The organism is Acetivibrio straminisolvens JCM 21531, from assembly GCF_000521465.1.
Taxonomy (GTDB): Bacteria; Bacillota; Clostridia; order Acetivibrionales; family Acetivibrionaceae; genus Hungateiclostridium; species Hungateiclostridium straminisolvens.
In genome coordinates this window covers 25,937-43,165 of record NZ_BAVR01000003.1, presented here as the reverse complement: position 1 = coordinate 43,165, position 17,229 = coordinate 25,937, and the positions used below count along the sequence as shown (strand labels likewise).

General features: G+C 35.8%; 20 protein-coding genes, 1 tRNA gene and 2 pseudogenes. 18 read left to right on the top strand and 5 right to left on the bottom strand.

Annotated elements, in window-relative coordinates; all coding sequences use genetic code 11:
- Nucleotides 1–49: 49 nt before the first annotated feature.
- On the bottom strand, nucleotides 50–274 hold the full coding sequence (locus JCM21531_RS01190) for an alpha/beta-type small acid-soluble spore protein (protein WP_038286792.1): 225 nt from the start codon (nucleotides 272–274) through the stop codon (nucleotides 50–52).
- Between the two features lie 334 nt (nucleotides 275–608).
- On the opposite strand from JCM21531_RS01190, the pseudogene JCM21531_RS01185 reads away from it, so the two are divergent.
- A pseudogene (locus JCM21531_RS01185) lies at nucleotides 609–1,953 on the top strand (glucose-6-phosphate isomerase).
- A gap of 111 nt (nucleotides 1,954–2,064) precedes the next feature.
- Here JCM21531_RS01185 and JCM21531_RS01180 read toward each other — a convergent pair.
- Nucleotides 2,065–2,871, bottom strand: a complete 807-nt coding sequence (locus tag JCM21531_RS01180; RefSeq protein WP_038286791.1) for a metallophosphoesterase — start codon at nucleotides 2,869–2,871, stop codon at nucleotides 2,065–2,067.
- 235 nt (nucleotides 2,872–3,106) lie between these two features.
- Here JCM21531_RS01180 and JCM21531_RS19255 point away from each other — a divergent pair, with 235 nt between their 5' ends.
- Entirely contained in the window at nucleotides 3,107–3,268 is a 162-nt protein-coding gene (locus JCM21531_RS19255; protein WP_173400163.1) for a hypothetical protein, read from the top strand.
- Nucleotides 3,269–3,373: 105 nt separating this feature from the next.
- Nucleotides 3,374–3,457, top strand: a tRNA-Leu gene (locus JCM21531_RS01175).
- 194 nt (nucleotides 3,458–3,651) lie between these two features.
- On the opposite strand, the gene gap is transcribed toward JCM21531_RS01175, so the two are convergent.
- Entirely contained in the window at nucleotides 3,652–4,662 is a 1,011-nt protein-coding gene (gene gap / locus JCM21531_RS01170) for a type I glyceraldehyde-3-phosphate dehydrogenase (RefSeq protein ID WP_038286789.1), read from the bottom strand.
- 126 nt (nucleotides 4,663–4,788) lie between these two features.
- Between gap and JCM21531_RS01165 the strand changes: the two genes are divergently transcribed.
- The 3 genes and pseudogenes from JCM21531_RS01165 to JCM21531_RS17530 all read left to right on the top strand — a co-directional run bounded on the left by JCM21531_RS01165 (nucleotide 4,789) and on the right by JCM21531_RS17530 (nucleotide 8,111).
- Nucleotides 4,789–5,682 carry a LysR family transcriptional regulator gene (locus tag JCM21531_RS01165; RefSeq protein ID WP_038286787.1) on the top strand — a complete coding sequence of 298 codons (894 nt, stop codon included), beginning with the start codon at nucleotides 4,789–4,791 and terminating at the stop codon, nucleotides 5,680–5,682.
- Nucleotides 5,683–6,138: 456 nt separating this feature from the next.
- Nucleotides 6,139–6,306 (top strand): annotated as a pseudogene (locus JCM21531_RS01160) (BlaI/MecI/CopY family transcriptional regulator); the annotation flags it as partial.
- The gene (locus JCM21531_RS17530) at nucleotides 6,306–8,111 is read left to right on the top strand and encodes a M56 family metallopeptidase (protein WP_054846957.1); all 1,806 of its coding nucleotides are present in this window, start codon (nucleotides 6,306–6,308) and stop codon (nucleotides 8,109–8,111) included. The pseudogene JCM21531_RS01160 and the gene JCM21531_RS17530, both read left to right, overlap by 1 nt.
- 53 nt (nucleotides 8,112–8,164) lie before the next feature.
- Here JCM21531_RS17530 and JCM21531_RS01150 read toward each other — a convergent pair whose 3' ends face one another.
- A complete protein-coding gene (locus tag JCM21531_RS01150; RefSeq protein WP_038286785.1) occupies nucleotides 8,165–8,632 on the bottom strand; it encodes a pyridoxamine 5'-phosphate oxidase family protein in 468 nt (155 codons plus the stop codon).
- Between the two features lie 357 nt (nucleotides 8,633–8,989).
- On the opposite strand from JCM21531_RS01150, the gene JCM21531_RS01145 reads away from it, so the two are divergent.
- The 10 genes from JCM21531_RS01145 (at nucleotide 8,990) to JCM21531_RS01100 (ending at nucleotide 15,287) form a co-directional block, all read left to right on the top strand.
- On the top strand, nucleotides 8,990–9,466 hold the full coding sequence (locus JCM21531_RS01145; protein ID WP_243467016.1) for a hypothetical protein: 477 nt from the start codon (nucleotides 8,990–8,992) through the stop codon (nucleotides 9,464–9,466).
- Nucleotides 9,467–9,491: 25 nt separating this feature from the next.
- Entirely contained in the window at nucleotides 9,492–10,142 is a 651-nt protein-coding gene (locus tag JCM21531_RS01140) for a YwqG family protein (protein ID WP_054846956.1), read from the top strand.
- Nucleotides 10,143–10,420: 278 nt separating this feature from the next.
- Nucleotides 10,421–10,879, top strand: coding sequence for a GNAT family N-acetyltransferase (locus JCM21531_RS01135; protein ID WP_038286782.1), 459 nt, complete (start codon nucleotides 10,421–10,423; stop codon nucleotides 10,877–10,879).
- Between the two features lie 64 nt (nucleotides 10,880–10,943).
- On the top strand, nucleotides 10,944–11,504 hold the full coding sequence (locus JCM21531_RS01130) for a GNAT family N-acetyltransferase (RefSeq protein ID WP_038286780.1): 561 nt from the start codon (nucleotides 10,944–10,946) through the stop codon (nucleotides 11,502–11,504).
- A gap of 224 nt (nucleotides 11,505–11,728) precedes the next feature.
- Nucleotides 11,729–12,040, top strand: coding sequence for a hypothetical protein (locus tag JCM21531_RS01125; protein WP_054846955.1), 312 nt, complete (start codon nucleotides 11,729–11,731; stop codon nucleotides 12,038–12,040).
- Nucleotides 12,030–12,719 carry a tRNA(His) guanylyltransferase Thg1 family protein gene (locus JCM21531_RS01120; protein WP_243467015.1) on the top strand — a complete coding sequence of 230 codons (690 nt, stop codon included), beginning with the start codon at nucleotides 12,030–12,032 and terminating at the stop codon, nucleotides 12,717–12,719. The genes JCM21531_RS01125 and JCM21531_RS01120 overlap by 11 nt, the downstream gene beginning before the upstream one ends.
- Before the next feature lie 115 nt (nucleotides 12,720–12,834).
- A complete protein-coding gene (locus JCM21531_RS01115; protein ID WP_038286778.1) occupies nucleotides 12,835–13,461 on the top strand; it encodes a hypothetical protein in 627 nt (208 codons plus the stop codon).
- Nucleotides 13,462–13,583: 122 nt separating this feature from the next.
- Nucleotides 13,584–13,808: a hypothetical protein gene (locus JCM21531_RS01110; protein WP_038286775.1), complete on the top strand. Its 225-nt coding sequence runs from the start codon at nucleotides 13,584–13,586 to the stop codon at nucleotides 13,806–13,808.
- Between the two features lie 172 nt (nucleotides 13,809–13,980).
- Nucleotides 13,981–14,703 (top strand): hypothetical protein, encoded by a 723-nt coding sequence (locus JCM21531_RS01105; protein WP_038286772.1) that lies wholly within the window; start codon nucleotides 13,981–13,983, stop codon nucleotides 14,701–14,703.
- 35 nt (nucleotides 14,704–14,738) lie between these two features.
- Nucleotides 14,739–15,287 carry a histidine phosphatase family protein gene (locus tag JCM21531_RS01100; protein WP_243467014.1) on the top strand — a complete coding sequence of 183 codons (549 nt, stop codon included), beginning with the start codon at nucleotides 14,739–14,741 and terminating at the stop codon, nucleotides 15,285–15,287.
- Nucleotides 15,288–15,680: 393 nt separating this feature from the next.
- On the opposite strand, the gene JCM21531_RS18170 is transcribed toward JCM21531_RS01100, so the two are convergent.
- Nucleotides 15,681–15,920: a hypothetical protein gene (locus JCM21531_RS18170; protein WP_094184704.1), complete on the bottom strand. Its 240-nt coding sequence runs from the start codon at nucleotides 15,918–15,920 to the stop codon at nucleotides 15,681–15,683.
- A 219-nt stretch (nucleotides 15,921–16,139) separates the two neighbouring features.
- Here JCM21531_RS18170 and JCM21531_RS01090 point away from each other — a divergent pair, with 219 nt between their 5' ends.
- Nucleotides 16,140–16,634: a hypothetical protein gene (locus JCM21531_RS01090; RefSeq protein WP_038286769.1), complete on the top strand. Its 495-nt coding sequence runs from the start codon at nucleotides 16,140–16,142 to the stop codon at nucleotides 16,632–16,634.
- A gap of 169 nt (nucleotides 16,635–16,803) precedes the next feature.
- Nucleotides 16,804–17,148: a hypothetical protein gene (locus tag JCM21531_RS01085; RefSeq protein WP_038286768.1), complete on the top strand. Its 345-nt coding sequence runs from the start codon at nucleotides 16,804–16,806 to the stop codon at nucleotides 17,146–17,148.
- Nucleotides 17,149–17,229 lie beyond the last annotated feature (81 nt).

Here is a 17,229-nt window from a genome sequence, read left to right as displayed (position 1 = left end):
GAAGGGTGATGCATTTACTTTTCTCCGGCTCTTGTTAATATTTTGGAATCTATTTTAATAACTGACTTTCTGCCATTTGAATCATTCTTTTTACCATTTGTCCGCCAATGGGTCCGCCTTGCAAGCCATTTACCCTGCAAGGAACATCGCCTTTGTAATGGTCGTTGTTTTCCTTAACGTACTGCAAATAACCGATTTCTTTGGCACATTCTATTTTAAAACGGTTTAAAGCCTCTCTCGCTTGCGGATCCAAAGAAGTATTTCTTCTTGCCATGCTATTCACCACCTTATCTGTTTTGTATGTATTTAGTTTGTACGTTTTAAAAAGGATTAACACAGTAATTTTAACCTTGATTTCGTATTAACATGAAGACTGACCATATTTTACGCTAATTATATTATTTGCTTTGCAAACATAAATCTATAAAACGCAGTTTGATGCCGGAGGGTATAAATTATACGGTTTGATGCATGATATCATTTGGACATAAAATTAGAATACTCTATTGCGTTAAGATTAATCATTTGTTAATATAAAAACAAAGTTGTTGAAAAGCTTATCAGACTTATGTTTGATTAATAAAAATTTATATTCTGGAGGTTTTACGATGGAAAGAATAAAATTCGACTATTCAAAAGCAGCGTCTTTTGTAAATGAACGTGAAATCGCATATTTTGAAAGCTTTGTAAAGTCTGCACATGAAATGCTTCATAACAAGACAGGAGCAGGAAATGATTTTGTAGGTTGGGTAGATCTTCCTGTAAATTATGACAAGGAAGAATTCGCAAGAATCAAAGCTGCAGCAGAAAAAATAAAATCCGATTCCGATGTTTTGATTGTAATTGGAATCGGTGGTTCCTACTTGGGAGCAAAGGCAGCAATAGACATGCTTTCTCACTCATTCCACAATCTTTTGCCAAAATCAAAGAGAAATGCTCCTGAAATATATTTTGTAGGAAACAATATTAGCTCTACATACATTGCTGATTTGATGGAAGTAATAGAGGGCAAGGAAATTTCGGTAAATGTAATATCAAAGTCCGGTACTACAACAGAGCCTGCAATTGCATTCAGAATCTTTAAAGAGTACATGGAAAGCAAATATGGAAAAGACGGAGCAAGAAGCAGAATATATGCCACTACCGACAAGGAAAAGGGAGCACTTAAGAAGCTGGCAATGGAAGAAGGGTACGAAACCTTCGTAGTTCCCGATGATATCGGAGGAAGATTCTCTGTTTTGACAGCAGTTGGATTGCTTCCTATTGCAGTATCCGGAGCCGATATCGACAGCATGATGAAGGGAGCTGCTGATGCCCGTGAACTCTACAGCAACCCGAATTTGATGGAAAACGACTGCTACAAGTATGCTGCTGTAAGAAACGCTCTCTACAGAAAGAATAAGACAATCGAAATAATGGTTAACTATGAGCTTCCCTTCATTATTTCACAGAATGGTGGAAACAGCTCTATGGTGAAAGTGAAGGAAAGGATCAAAAAGGTATATTCCGGCTGGGGTTGATTTCACAACTGACCTTCACTCCATGGGACAATATGTGCAAGACGGACTCAGAAACATATTTGAGACTGTAATCAGGATTGAGAAACCGAGAAAGAATATCGTTATAAAGGAAGACAAGGATAACCTTGACGGATTGAACTTCATTGCCGGCAGGGATGTAGACTATGTAAACAAGAAAGCAATGGAAGGAACAATACTTGCTCATACCGACGGAGGAGTTCCAAATCTTGTGGTAACTGTGCCCGAGCTTAGTGCTTATTACTTTGGAAATATGGTATACTTCTTTGAAAAAGCTTGCGGTATCAGCGGATACCTCCTTGGGGTAAATCCTTTTGATCAACCGGGAGTTGAAGCTTACAAGAAAAATATGTTTGCTCTCCTTGGAAAACCGGGCTACGAAGAACAAAGAAAGAAGCTTGAAGAGCGTTTATAATATAGTAGATAAAAATAAGGAGCCGGAAAGTTTTTCGACTCCTTGTTTAGTTTTTTGAAGAGAAATGAAAGACGCAAAAGCAAAAGGGAGCTATGTCCCGAGCTTTTATTTTTATGGCAGATGTAATACCGATATCTCCGGCGGTGAAAAAAACCTTAGAGGAACGCACACATTCCCAAGCCCGCTGTTAATATATAAATTAATATTGTTAAATCTATGGGACCCTTTTGTGATACCCATTTTAGCGAGTTTTTCATGGCGCAGAAGCTTAAATTCGAAGTCGAAGGGGGCCCATATCTGGCCACCGTGAAAATGACCGCACAGAAGATAGTCCACACTTCCAGCGGGTATTTGAAATATGATATCGGGATTGTGGGATATTGCTATATTGGTGCAGCCCTTTGTGTTACAGCTTCCTAGGGCCTTTTTTATATCGTACCGTTTTGACCTGAGGTCCTCAATTCCAATAATATTGTACTTTCGACTGTTTTTTTCAATACAGACGGAGCTGTTTAGAAGGACCGATACGCCTTTATTTTCGATTAGCTCTTTAAATTCCTGTATTGAAGCCTCATTGTTGTCTAATGCCTTATAATCGTGGTTGCCGAAACAAAGGCAGATTTTATAATCTCCTCTGATGTCTTCGAGAAAATTTATGAATGCCGGTATATGTTTCGGATTGTCTATATAATCCCCCGTAAGTACGACAAGATCCGGTTTTTCCGTCTCTAATACTTTTACCACCTTGTTTATATCCACATTTAAGAATTTCATGTGCAGGTCTGAAAGATGTATAACCTTAAAAGGATTCTTGTTTTCGGTAAAACAGACTCTGCCGACTTTTAGTGTTGTAGTCTCATAGCGCATATAAACAAGGGCGAGAATCGTTAAAAATAAAATAAAATATAAAGTATTCATTGCTTTCCTTTTTCTAATCTAATATTTAACATTATTATTTTTATGCTTATTTTAGCTGGTTTTTGATTGTCTATCCAATAATATATCAATAAATTTAGATTCCATCAATAATTTTTTTTGAATTGGTAAAATGTCGCATGGGGAGCAAAACGAGTAATTGCGCGGGTTTTAGTAATATTAACCTCTGGATTTTAGATAAGAAGGGGTTGTATAATTTTATTAGGGGGTGCTCAATATGTTCAATCTCAACAATGACTATGATTTGCAGCCAATGACGTATTCCATCAAAAGCTATCGCAGGAGAGAATCTTCGATAGGCAAAAAGATAGCCAAAATTTTTGTGGGTCTTATTATACTAACGGTTTTAGCTATAGCAGCGTTCCTTCTTTTTTATTAGTTTGCGAAAGGTATATGTTTTTTGTGAAAAGTTTTGAAATTTAAATTTTCTATTGACAAATGCCTACAACGCAAGTATAATAACTTTTGTCGCGTGATATTATTTGCGGATGTGGCGGAATTGGCAGACGCGCTAGACTTAGGATCTAGTGTCACCGACGTGGGGGTTCAAGTCCCTTCATCCGCACCATTAGGGTTTGAGAGAATTGTACAAATTCTTTCAAACCTTTTTTCAATTTTAAAACAGGGGCGGTTCGAAAGCCCTGAGCAAAGCTGCGCTGTAAACCTTCATCGAGCCATTTACGCTTATCACTTATACTAAAGGAACGTAAAAAAGACGCTGCCCTTCGTTCATGCCAATGGCAGCGCCCTTTTTCTGTCGGCTTACTTCCCGGCGATATAGGCCAGCAGATCCGCACATCTGGCTGAATATCCCCATTCGTTGTCATACCAGGCTACCACCTTCACCATATTCTTCTCGATCACCATCGTGGACAGGGCGTCGATAGTTGATGAGGCCGGGTCCCCCTTATAGTCGATGGATACGAGGGGCTCTTCCGAATAATTCAGGATGTCCTTCAGTTCGCCCTCGGCAGCCTGCTTCAGTACGGCATTTACTTCTTCCCGGGTAACGTCTTTCCGGGTTTCAACCACCAGGTCGATGACCGACACATCGGCGGTGGGCACCCTGAACGCAAATCCGTTCAGTTTTCCGTTCAACTGCGGCAATACAAGCCCGATGGCTTTTGCGGCTCCGGATTTCGCGGGGATGATGGAAAGCGCCGCAGCCCTTGCCCTGCGAAGCTCCTTATGCGGCAAATCCAGAATTTTCTGGTCGTTCGTATAAGCGTGTACCGTGGTCATAAAACCTTTCACAATGCCAAAGCTTTCGTGAAGCACCCTGGCTACCGGCGCAAGGCCGTTTGTCGTACAGGATGCGTTTGATATGATGTGGTGCCGGTCCGGATCATACATCTGTTCATTTACACCGAGAACGACGGTGATATCCTCGCCGGTAGCCGGAGCAGAAATCACAACCTTTTTTGCCCCGCCGGAAGTGATATGCGCCTGGGCCTTTTCTCTTTTCGTGAACAGCCCTGTCGATTCAAGCACGATGTCGACGCCGTATTGCTGCCATGGGATATTCGCAGGATCTTTTTCGGCCAGTACTTGAATTGATTTTCCATTAACGATGAGGGCATTTTCCGTTGCTTCAACCGTTTGGCCGTATCTGCCGAACACCGAATCGTATTTCAGCAGATAGGCCAGTGTCTGCGCGTCGGTTAAATCGTTGATTGCGACAACTTCCAAATCATCCGGGTATTTTTCAAGGATTAGCTTGAAGGTGTGCCTGCCGATTCTTCCAAAACCATTTATTCCTATTTTTGTTTTCATCCTGATCTCCTCCTTGTATTATGGCTTCATTTTGATTATAATCGTAATTGAGATATAAATAAAATGCATATATTTAATTAGTGCCATAACTATTGATTATGCCTATGATGAAAGGTATGGTTTGACATGAATCTGGAGCTGTATAAAACCTTCTATCACATCGCAAAATGTGAAAGCATTACAAAGGCCGCCGAGCAAATGTATATCACGCAGCCGGCCGTCAGCCGCGCCATCCGGCAATTGGAAGAAGAGCTGGGATGCACGCTGTTTATCAGGACACCGAAGGGGGTCAAACTGACCCTTGAGGGAAGCATTCTGTATCAGTATGTGGATCAAATCTTTCATTTCCTGTCGACAGCGGAGAAAAAGATCAATGATGTGAAAAACCTGAACAGCGGGGAAGTCCGGCTTGGGGTCAGCGACACGCTGTGCAGGTACTATCTGGTCAAATACCTTAAGTTGTTTAACACCCTGCATCCCAAAATCAAGATCCATGTGGTCTGCCCGACAACTCCCGGAATCATCAGTCTTCTGAAAGCGGGAAAAATCGATTTTGGAATCATTAACCTTCCCTATAACGATGACAGTCTTCATTTTACAACCATCATGGAAGTGCAGGATTGCTTTGTAGCAGGAGTAAAATACAGGCATATGTCGGTAAAAATGCAGCCACTGAGTGAAATCATCCGTTACCCCCTGCTGATACTGGAGAAAAACAGCAATTCCAGAGCCTTTGCCGATCAGTACTTTTTGCAGAACGGCCTGGAGGCAGCTCCGGATTTCGAGCTGGGTAACATGGACCTTTTAGTGACCTTTGCGAAGTATGATATGGGGATAGCTTGGATAACAAGAAACTTTTTTGAAGATGAAATCGCCAGCGGAAGGCTGTACGAGATCAGGCCCATAGAGAGGATTCCGCCACGTTATGTCGGTGTCGCCCGGTTGAAGGATGTTCCTCTTTCACGGGCTTCCCTTGAGCTGATCAGCCTGCTGAGCGATAATGAGCCTGCAGAGTTTTAGCGTTCCTTAATACTGCTTATGAAACAAGGGAAAGCTTAATACCATACCGAATTCTGTTATAAGATGGAGTAGGTTTACAACGGGAAATTGTTTACAGGCAATCCGGCAAACCGAAACCTTGCCGTTGTCTATGGGCTTACTTACCCGGGGCATTCTGCATTGTTCGGGCATGTAATCTTTTCCATCGCTTGCTTATTCAATAAAGGTAACTAGTGCATCCATTGGTAAATTAAATTCATTAAGACGCTTGTCGAGGTTAACCGGATTTGTTGCCAATAAGGTTTATTGAGTGTAGAACAAAGAAACGGCCCCTGTTCTATTAGATATTGACATATTGGTCTATAAGTTGTAGACTTATATTGTAAGGTCTATAAGATATAGACTTATATTATACGGTCTATAAGATATAGAGCGAGGAGGCTTGTTATGAATAAATATAAACTTACTTCATCTCAAATTACAAAGGACGAATATTATTCAAATTTAAGTATAAATTTCGTTGAAGGCACTTTTGGGGGTTCTTTACCGAATTTTTTGACAGCATTTATCGGCGGAAGGAAATTAAGCAAAAATCAAGTTGAGAAGTTGAAAAAGCTAATTGATGAGCACAAGGAGGTGCAATAATGAGTAAATTGTTTCTTACTGTTTTGGGAATGAGTTTTACTTCGTGCTATATAATCCTTTTTGTGATTCTCGTAAGACTATTGCTCAAAAAAGCTCCAAAAGTCATCTCCTATATCTTATGGGGAGTGGTGGCATTTCGCCTTATAATTCCATTCTCTTTTGAAAGTATGTTTAGCCTTGTACCGCAGAGTGCAAATACTATTCCGATCCAACGTGAAACAGTGTATCAGTACAGTTTGCCCGTTAATATCGGGACAGAAGCAGCTGATTCATTTGCAAACGAGGTACTTCCTGAATTGAATACTGAAGCTAGTGTATATCCATTTCAGAATTATATTAAAGCGGGTACATATATATGGGTTCTAGGAATAATAGTATTGCTTATATACAGTTTGGGATCTGTTTTACTCATAAAAAGAAATCTTAAAAGTGCCAAATTAATAGAACAGAATATTTACGAAGCTGAGAATTTGAAAACACCGTTTGTGCTAGGTATGTTAAGACCTAAAATATATTTGCCTGTTGGACTTAACGTTGAAGAAAGAAGTTATATTTTATTACATGAACAGACTCATATACAAAGAAAAGATCATATTGTTAAGATATTAGCTTTCCTAATATTGTCCATCCACTGGTTTAATCCTCTTGTGTGGATTTCGTTCATGTTGATGAGCACCGATATGGAACTTTCCTGTGATGAAAGGGTTTTAAAAGAAATGGGCGAAGATATTAAAAAGCCTTATGCTAATTCTTTGTTGTCTCTTGCTGTTGGAAAACATATAGTAAGTAGTATTCCACTTGCTTTTGGAGAGGGGAACGTAAAGGGGAGGATTAAAAATGTACTAAAATATAAAAAGCCAAGGTTTTGGATTATATTTGTGGGATTTATGGTGGTAATCACAGTAAGTATATGTTTGCTGTCAAATCCTAAATTATTATCACTTCCCGACACAAATGAAATACATAAAATTGAAATTGAGAATTATAGTGAAGGCTCAAGCCTTGGTGTTGCTACAATAACTGATAAGGGAGATATTGATAATATCCTTTCAAATTTATCGGGAGCTAAGAAAACGATGAAAATGTCTACAAATGATTATCCTGCTCAAAATAATTATCTGGTTGTAAGACTTATGCTTGAAAATGAACTTCGAACTTTATGCCTATATTCTGATGGCTATGGATACTATATCGAGGAACCATATATCGGTATATATAGAAGCAATAGAGAATTAAACGATGCAATACACAAGATATATACAGAAAAAATTGATATGCTTAATGCTATTGATAATTTGAACGGAGATGAACTTCTAGAGGCCAAAGTCACAGAACAGGAGACTGTTATACCTAATTTATCTAGCGAAGAAAAAACCGAATCAACTGCACAAAATAGGGAGGAGATAGTGGAATTTGAAGATTTCGATAAAATGGGAATCACAATCCGGCTGCCTGAAAATACAAATTGGATAGGGAATCCTGTTTGCAGTATAATTGACGGAAAGATTGCACAAGTAAGATACTATGATAAAATTGTTGAAACAGAAGTTACATTGCGTGTCGGTAAAGAAGATATTCAAACTTTGGCCGGAATAAACTGTTCATTTGACAATGAGCGGGAGATAATTTGGAATGATAATATTAAGGTGCAATTTGCAATTTCAGATAATAAAATGGAGGGAGTTCTTGCTAGTTGGAATTACAAAGAGTATAATTGCATTCTCTGGAGTAGTATTTCTGATGAAAAAGCAGATGTAACTTCAATTGCCAAAACAGCAATGTATATTTCAAACCATATGCAATAAAATCTTTAGGGCTGTACTACCCGGCAGATCCTTTAAAGCATCCTGGATGTACATTAAGGATGATATTTGCCGGTAAATTCATCTGCAATAATTTTAAACACTAAAACACTGTCTACCATCTTATCATCAAATGAAAAATCCTTTCCGGTTTGATGTTTCATCAATGCAGACAGGGCAGTTTTCTTTTCTTCAACGTCATCGATAAAGACGGCTTTACCGTTTCCGATAATGCTTTTAAACGAATATGAATATTGGCAGGCTATGTCTCCTGTAATGAGCCGGTGTTCACAATCCATTTCAAAGCATACATCGCTGTTTTCTTTCAGTGCTCTAACCTTTCTTCCGTCTTTTGCACTATGAAAAAATAACACCAGTTGATTGCTTTCATAAGTATAGCCAAAATTCATTGGTACAATATAAAGACCGGCATTATCCTGCATACCAATCCTGCAGACTTTACATTGGTCAATAATTTGAATTAATTCTTTTATTTCTGTAACTTCTCTGTCTTTTCTTCTCATTTACCGTACTCCTTTAAAAATATTGCTTTGCCCGAGAAAGCAGAAAGATAGCTATTGCCTTCTAAAAGTCATTATATTACTTTGATTTTAGTTGAAAAAACTTGCTTAATTTGCTTTCTCTATTAATGATAACACAATTACTTGACTCAAATGCAACGAATTTCTGGAAAATTGATTTGCTGGATTCAGATTGAAGTAAATCTTGTTTATCACGATAAGAATTTGATACAATAAGTATATATTTAGCGGTAATTTAATTAAATTGAAATAATTAACTGTATATGTTTTTTAGATATATAATAAGATATTTTGCGCTGTGTAAAGGTGAGTTATTTCTTCTAAAAAGGTGGGAGTTATGTGAAAAGGTTGGTAATCATTTCTGCCTTGTTTATATTAGCTGTTATATTGAGTACATCTGTTTTTGCCGGTGAAGCATATCAGATGCTTATGAGCGGTGGGCAATCTGCTTTAGTCATTGGAATAGTGGAAAGCGTAAATGAAGAATTCTCCTCAATAAAGGTGGAAAAAGTTTTGATGGGAAGCATATCAAGCGATGTATTTAAACTTACCGACACGGAATATTCGAAAGTTCCGCCTCTTAAACCCGGAGAGATTTGGGTATTATCTTTGAATGAGCATAATGGTAACTATGGAATTGCAGAGGGAGCATATCAGGCTGACAACACGGATTATAAGACGTTGAATTTGTTGTCAGCTAAGGAAGGAGATATTCCGGCAAAAATTATTCAAGAGTTTATAAACAGTGGTGTGTTTATTGAAGCTGATAAAAAAGCAAAAGAACAACAAAAATTTTTAGAAAATCCGTCAAGTTGAATGGCCTGAATGGGGGGCAAGACCTTTGTCTTTTTTAGCTCAAATTAATTTGGAGGAAGTTGCAAGTTATGATACTGAAAAGGTGTTGCCGAGTACAGGTATATTATATTTCTTTTATGATTCCCAACAAGAAACATGGGGGTTTGACCCAAAGGACAAAGGCAGTTGGAGGGTTATATATTTCGATGGAGACAAAAGCGAACTAAAGAGGGTCAGTTTGCCTGAAAATATGCCTAAAGAAGGTATTTTTACTGCCTGTCGTTTAGAATTAAAGAGTGAATTGTCTTTGCCGGCATGTGAATCAAAATACATAGACGAAATTATGCTCAGTGATAAAGAGTCCGATGCATATTTTGATTTTTGCGATGAATTGCAACAAGACTCCGTTATTAACAAGTTGCTTGGTCACCCTGATCAAATTCAAGGAGATATGCAACTTGAGGTACAATTGGTTTCTAATGGTTTATATTGTGGAAATTCCTCAGGATATTTAGACCCACGGGCAAAGGAGCTTAAAAAAGGAGTGAGAGAATGGCGGTTGCTTTTGCAAATTGATTCGGATCCGAATTGCAATATGATGTGGGGAGATGTTGGAAGATTGTATTTTTGGATAAAGAATGACGATCTTTTGAATAGAAGGTTTGAAAATGTATGGATGATTTTAGAATGTTCATAAATACTACAGATTAAAATGGAAATGCATAGGTGAGGCGAGCCAAGAGCTTTTCTTACAATGAGGGGAACATGCTTCTTAGTATTATAAAAAACTTGGTTGGGAATTTGTTGAAAGTCTTATAGACGAGTTTGGACTTGAAAGAAGCGTGTTTTTAAAAAGCTTATAGGAAAAGATTCTAAAGAAAAATGCCTGAATGATTCATTGCTCCGGCCGAACAATGCAGACGTAATACATATTTTCGGTTATGAAAGTAGTGATAATACTTGGAATTTACAGAAATGAAAATTTATGATATCAAGCAAGTTGCGCATTTACATAATGAGCTTGATTATTATATTCAAAGAGAGACGAAAGACGAGTACTGGGATTTTGGAGAATTGACAATCGATAACGCAGGTAAATATCTTGAAGAATTTATTGATAGTGAAGAACGAAAAGTAATTGTAGCTGAAGATATCGGTAGAATTATTGGCTTTATTGCAGGAGAGATAGTCAAGTGTCATTTGCCTATTTCAAGCATTCGTAAAGTCGGCTATATATCTGGAGCTTATGTTCTCCCCGAATATAGGCAAAAAGGTGTAGTGAAGAAACTCGAAAGTGAAATTGTGAAGTTCTTTAAAGCTAAAGGTCTAAAATATGCTGAATTGAACTTTCTATCGCAAAACAATATTGCAAGAAAGAGTTGGGAAGCTCTGGGTTATAAGGTGTTTAGGGAACAGGCACGCAAGCAAATATAGAACAAAAGCGTAATAATAGTTTGAGAAAAACGATTATTGATTTGTCTACCATAAGGAGGCTAGTATGCTTGCACATAAAGGCACGAAGGAGATCGATACAAAAAGATTGAAGCTAAGAAAGTATACTCTTTTGGATGCGGCGTCTATGTATAAAAACTATGCTGCGGATGAAAGGGTTGCGAGATTTCTTTCCTGGAAACCGTATAAAAGCATTGAAGAAGTTGAAGCCTTTTTGTCAGATATGATTGGCAAATATGAGTGTAAAGATGTATATCATTGGGCGATAGAAATGAATAGAGAAGTAATAGGAAGCATATCTACAATATCAATAGACGAAAAAAATTGTAACTGTGAGTTGGGGTATTGTATTGGATATGACTATTGGAATAAAGGAATTGCTACCGAAGCTATGTTGGCCGTTATGAATTTTCTTTTTAATGAGGTAGGCATGCACAGAATTACTGCAAAGCATGATGTTGAAAATCCTGCTTCGGGAAGAGTAATGCAAAAATGCAATATGACCTATGAAGGAAAGTTACGAGGACATTATTTGCGGCATGACGGTACATATTCGGATGCATTGGTTTACGGTATAATTAAAAACGAATTTAGACACATCTTCTAAGAGCAACCTGATGCATGGCTATTCGTTGTCTTATCAAAATCTCTTATCAGAATAAAATTCTATAGATATCAAATTATTAATAATAAATTTTATTTCTTCTTACGGCACGTTATGGTAGAATAGTAATATAGTGAAAGCTATAAAATGGAAAAGAATATAGTTTATATAAATGTGTAAAGTGCCGGGGAATTGATTGTTATGTTCGGACAGTAGAAGGATATGGAGTGGAAGGAGTAATTTTTATTGGTCTTCAAGCGTCAGGGAAAAGTAGTTTTTATAAGATGATAAAAAAATACATTGAAAAGCTTAAAGAAGCTAAATTTGATGTAGTAGGCTATTATTTTAAATCTGGTGTAAAGGATTCTATAAAACGAAATGAATTAAGAAACGGCAACGAGAAAATACCGTTATTGGGAATATTAAATACCTATAATAAGCTCCAATTACCCTCTTTTGAAGAAGGATTTGATAAACTTTATTATGTAAGGCTTGATAATAATGCTTTTGTTGTAGAGGAGTGGAATAATGAGATTTAGCGAACTGGATGAAAAAATGAGAGTATATGAAACTGCAAGAGATTATTGTGTTTTACCGGGCATGCATATTGTGGCTAGAATAGACGGAAGAAATTTTACGAAACTTACCAAAGAAGTTCATAAATTTGAAGCTCCTTTTGATATTAAGTTTACAGATTATATGATAGAAACAGCAAAACATTTGATGAAATGTGGATTTAGAATTATATATGGCTATACACAGAGCGATGAAATTTCACTGTTATTTCATCCTGAAGAAAATACATTTGGAAGAAAGGTAAGAAAAATAAATTCAATACTTGCCGGAGAAGCAAGTGCAAAATTTACGAGTTTACTGGGAGACATTGGATGCTTTGACTGCAGGGTATCTGAGCTGCCTAATATAGAAGTTGTAATTGATTACTTCCGATGGAGGCAGGCCGATGCACATAGGAATTCTTTAAATGCTCATTGTTATTGGGCTTTAAGAAGAAAAGGTTTTTCAGCTATTGATGCTACAAATTATTTGTCTAATAAAACAGTATCTGATAAAAATGAATTTCTATCTAATGAGGGTATTAATTACAATGATTTACCTTTATGGCAAAGAAGAGGAGTGGGACTGTATTGGAAGGATTTTGTCATAAAAGGATATAATCCTATTGAGAAAAAGAAGTTGAAGCTACTAGAAGAGATATAAAAGTAGATTTTAACTTACCTTTAGGGGATGAGTACAGTTTTCTGATATCTGCAATAATTGATGGACAGAAGTATGCTTAAAGCTCTAGCTATATAGTTTTAAAGGAGTTGCTAATGTGTTACCGTTTTTTAATAAACTATTTTCAAATAAACGAGAAATAAAGAACGCTAACAATACTCAAAAAGATGTTCCTTTAGAGATTCAAATTGACAAACTAAAAGAGATTGGATTTTCCTTAAATGACGGACTGGGCATAGATTTTCTCTTAAGTGAGTTTGATAGGTCCGATTTCGAATCTGATCCTTACGGATGTATTTTACATGTATATGGAGCTGAACGCGAGGAACCTGATGGAACTTGGAAACAGAATTGCAATGATATATTTCTGTTAGATACCGAATGTATTGAGGATAATGGCGCATATGTTGATATATTAGAGAAATTTAGAGGACTTTCCAAAGGTGTATTTAATATAGACAATATCAAAGACTTTGTTGATTTTGATTCGGGCAAAGCGTGGGTTTCATTTGATTTTCAAGGAATTGAATATAAATGGGACATAAAAGTTGATGATGATTGGTTTGATATCGGGCTGGTTGATAAAATAAATGACCTGATAATTAAGTCCGGTAGCCAAAAAAGATTTTATACTTGTTCACAAGGCCAAAATTTACTTGTGTTTTTTCTTGATAATGTTGAAGTAAAAAAACTCAACGATTTAACATCCTGTAATTTTAAGTAAAATTTTATTTTTACGATAGATAGATTTGTAGTAAGAGGTAGGAAAGTTTAGGGGTACATTAATAGAATATTTTTTCACTAAACTTTGATGATGATAGGAAATTATAAGGGGAGGTAAACATTATGAAAATAAAAAATATTGTGTTGGCAATAGTTTTGCTTATCGTTTTAACGTTGTTAGGAACAGCTGTGATGAAAATACTTGATTTACTATTTGATCTGGAGTATGAAAGCATATCGAGGGCTGGATTCAAAGTAGGATTTGCTGCATGGCTTTTGCTAATCGTAGGGAATGTTATCTATAAGTTGAGAAAAGAGAGTAAGACACGAAAAGAAATGTTTGAATGAAATGGACATTTAAAATTAGAAGTTGGAACAAAGCTTATAACTATAAATACATATAGAAATCAACCGCCATATCAAGGTGATTTGGTAATTGGTCCCAATTATTTAGGTAATTGGTATAGAGTGGTTTTTTTGGTATGATTATAAAAAAGTATGAAAGAGATTGAGGTCATTAATGAGTAATAAGGAAAGGCTTGCCATTGCCATTAGAATGATTTTAATTATTTTATGTATAGCAATATCAACGTTCATCCTATACTTATTGTATAATAAAATGCAAGTTATTATTTTCAACCAAGCTGATTCCATGCTGTTCATTGGTACCCAGAATTCCGGTATGATTTTCTTTATAATTGCAACTATTTTCACTTTTCTAATCATTTATAGAATTTATTATGGTAGGTATATACTTATGTTAATCGGCGTAAATAAAGAAGTAAAATTTTTATCAGTATTAATACTTTTTACAGTTATGTCCATATGTTTACTAACCTATGAATTCTTCAGTTACAGTATAGTAACCAGGGAAAGTATCATCAGTAGGGATAATGTATTTCGTAAACAAGTTAATTATAAATTGGAGGATATCAACAATATTTCTGTATCGGCATTTATTGAGAGGATAAGAAGAAAAAATAGGATAGTTCTATATTATACAATCTACACAAATGACGGTAAGACAATTGAGTTAAATGAGAGTAAAGAATTCTGGGAAAAGATTGTTGATTTAGATAAATATTTAGAATCAAAGGGATTGAAAATAAAGAGACAAAAAATAGACTTAAATACAATGATTATGTTGGGTCGCGAGTATGGTTTTAGAAAAGAAAACGGGATTGATGATGTAATAGATCAAATTTTTATTGTAGAAAAAAGCTCAGATGAGTTTTTTTATTAAAAAATTGGTACATCGTCTGACTGGTTGCTAATATTATGTTGAAAAATATTGGTGAGGTACATATGAAAATATATATTACTAGACATGGTGAAACACAATGGAATAATGAGGGATTAATGCAAGGATGGAAGAATTCCAACTTAACAGATAAGGGTATAGAAAATGCCAAAAGACTAGGAGAAAGGCTAAAGGATATAAAATTTGATGTTATATATTCCAGTCCTTTAGGTAGGGCAATTGATACTGCAAAGTACATAAATGAAAAAATCAACGCGAAAGTTGTCTTGGTGGAATCTTTGAAGGAAATGGGATTTGGTATTTGGGAAGGTATGGAACTTAACAAAATTAAAGAGTTATACTTTGAACAGTATACTAACTTTTGGGAGAGACCTCATCTATATAAACCGCAAGAAGATGGTGAAAGTTTTCAAGAGTTATTGGTCAGGGTAAGAAATGCTTGGGATGAGATAATAAAAGCCGGCGGAGATAATATCTTAATCGTGACGCATGCAGTTGTATTAAAAGCTATATACATGATAATAAAAAATTACCAATTAAGGACTTTTGGAATCCGCCATTTATGAAAGATACTTGCTTAACTATAGTTGAGGCAACAGACAACAAGGTAGAGATTATATTGGAAGCAGATACATCACATTTGAAATAATTCAATAGATTTTGGGGTGTCGCTACCTTATAAATCATTCGATTTGAATTTTTAGATTATAGACCTCCTTAGAAATCTAAAGTTTTGCTCTCAATATTAATGAATGGTGCGCATAAAATCTGACTGAAATGAATATTGTTATTTTAGCAAAGTTCATTAAATTATAGGTGCGCATGTCATGTCTGAAAAAATGTACAAGAATTAATTGTTGACTCACCATTGGGTAAAAATAAACTGGATTCCACTGGAGCACCAATCTCATGTGTAAAATTAGATCCGGAGGATGCTTATGCACAAATACCAAAATTACTTAAAAAGTACATAAACAACCATGGTGGTATACAGTTCTGTCCTTGTTGTGTTTTCCTTTAAGCCATGCTCTTTCTTCCGCTTCTTTATCCAACATTGCTTTCATGACCTGTATCCCAACGACTATTGATAATGCAAGAAGACCTTTTTTTGCCAACGTATGGGCTTTATTAATTTTAATCTGATCCTTTGATAATTCATTTTTATTTCCATTTTTCGTATTAACATGATATAATTCCATTGAGATGGCTGCTTTATATGATTGTTTTTTCCAAACAATAGCTTACCGAAACCATTGTCTGGACTGCCACTCTCAAATTCCACGAAGTTTGCGACATGGGCCAACTTTTATAACCGGTTTTTTTATGATTGTACCGTTTAAAATTAGGAATACTATGTGCGGGCCGGTTTTACGCTTACAGACATGCACAATAACGAATTTAAATTAAGGGGGCAAAAAATGAATTTGCTTTTTCATACGGTGTTTAGCGTTTCAACCTCTCCGGTAATTTCCAAAAAGACAGTTAGAACTGATAACACTTTAAAATACCTGGGATTAGGTTTTATAAGTAACATAGTTATTCATGGGGTTATGGATTTGGTTCCCCATGACTATCCTATTACTACGATGATTGATGTGTTTGTTTCATTTGCTTTATTTTTCTTAGTAATAATATTTGTAAAAAGAGAATTTCGAATTCCGGTTTTTTTCTGTTTTTTAGGAGGGGCATTGCCTGACCTTGTAGACAAGGGACTTTTTCGAGTGCTTAGAATGAATAATATTAAGCTGTTTCCATGGCATTGGTCTAATGTTATTAACTTTTTCTACAAGTGGTATAAACATCCCTGGCTTTTTACAATAGGCAATGTTTTGACGATTGCCGTTTCTTTATTCTTGTTGTGGGTTAATAGAAAATTTATATTTAAATCTATGGCAAAGTATATAAGTTCATAAGAGTGGACAGGTTGTATAGATTAATAATGGCTTGGTATTTGTGCTTTTTTAATTTTCAAGGATAATATATATGGTACAAAAGGCATAGAGAAAAACATGATATTGCAAAATTATCTTTAAATTATAAAATATATATTAACGTAATATTGGTATAGGGAGGGACGAATCAATGTTAAAATTAAACGGCTATGAAGTGGTGTGTCCGATTTGCAAAGGTAAAAAATTTAGCAAAAGAAATACTTTGCTTAATACTAGAGGTATGACCTTTCTGAAACTTGATTGGTTAAATGAAAGTGCAATAAACTATATATGTAATAAATGTGGCTATATTCTTTGGTTTATTGATGACGGAAGAGATTATGTTGAAGAGCATTATGTTGAAAAGAAAAATGATATACATGATTTGCACATAGATTATGAAACTTCAAAAGCAAATGAGGATGAATGCCCAATTTGTTTTAGCAAACGCAATGTAAATGATAAAGAATGTACGAATTGCGGTTATAAATTTTAATGTTAGATTGATATAAAAAGATTCTTAAACTCTACTAGATGATTAAATAAAAAGAGGTAGACAAGGGATTAATGAGACAAC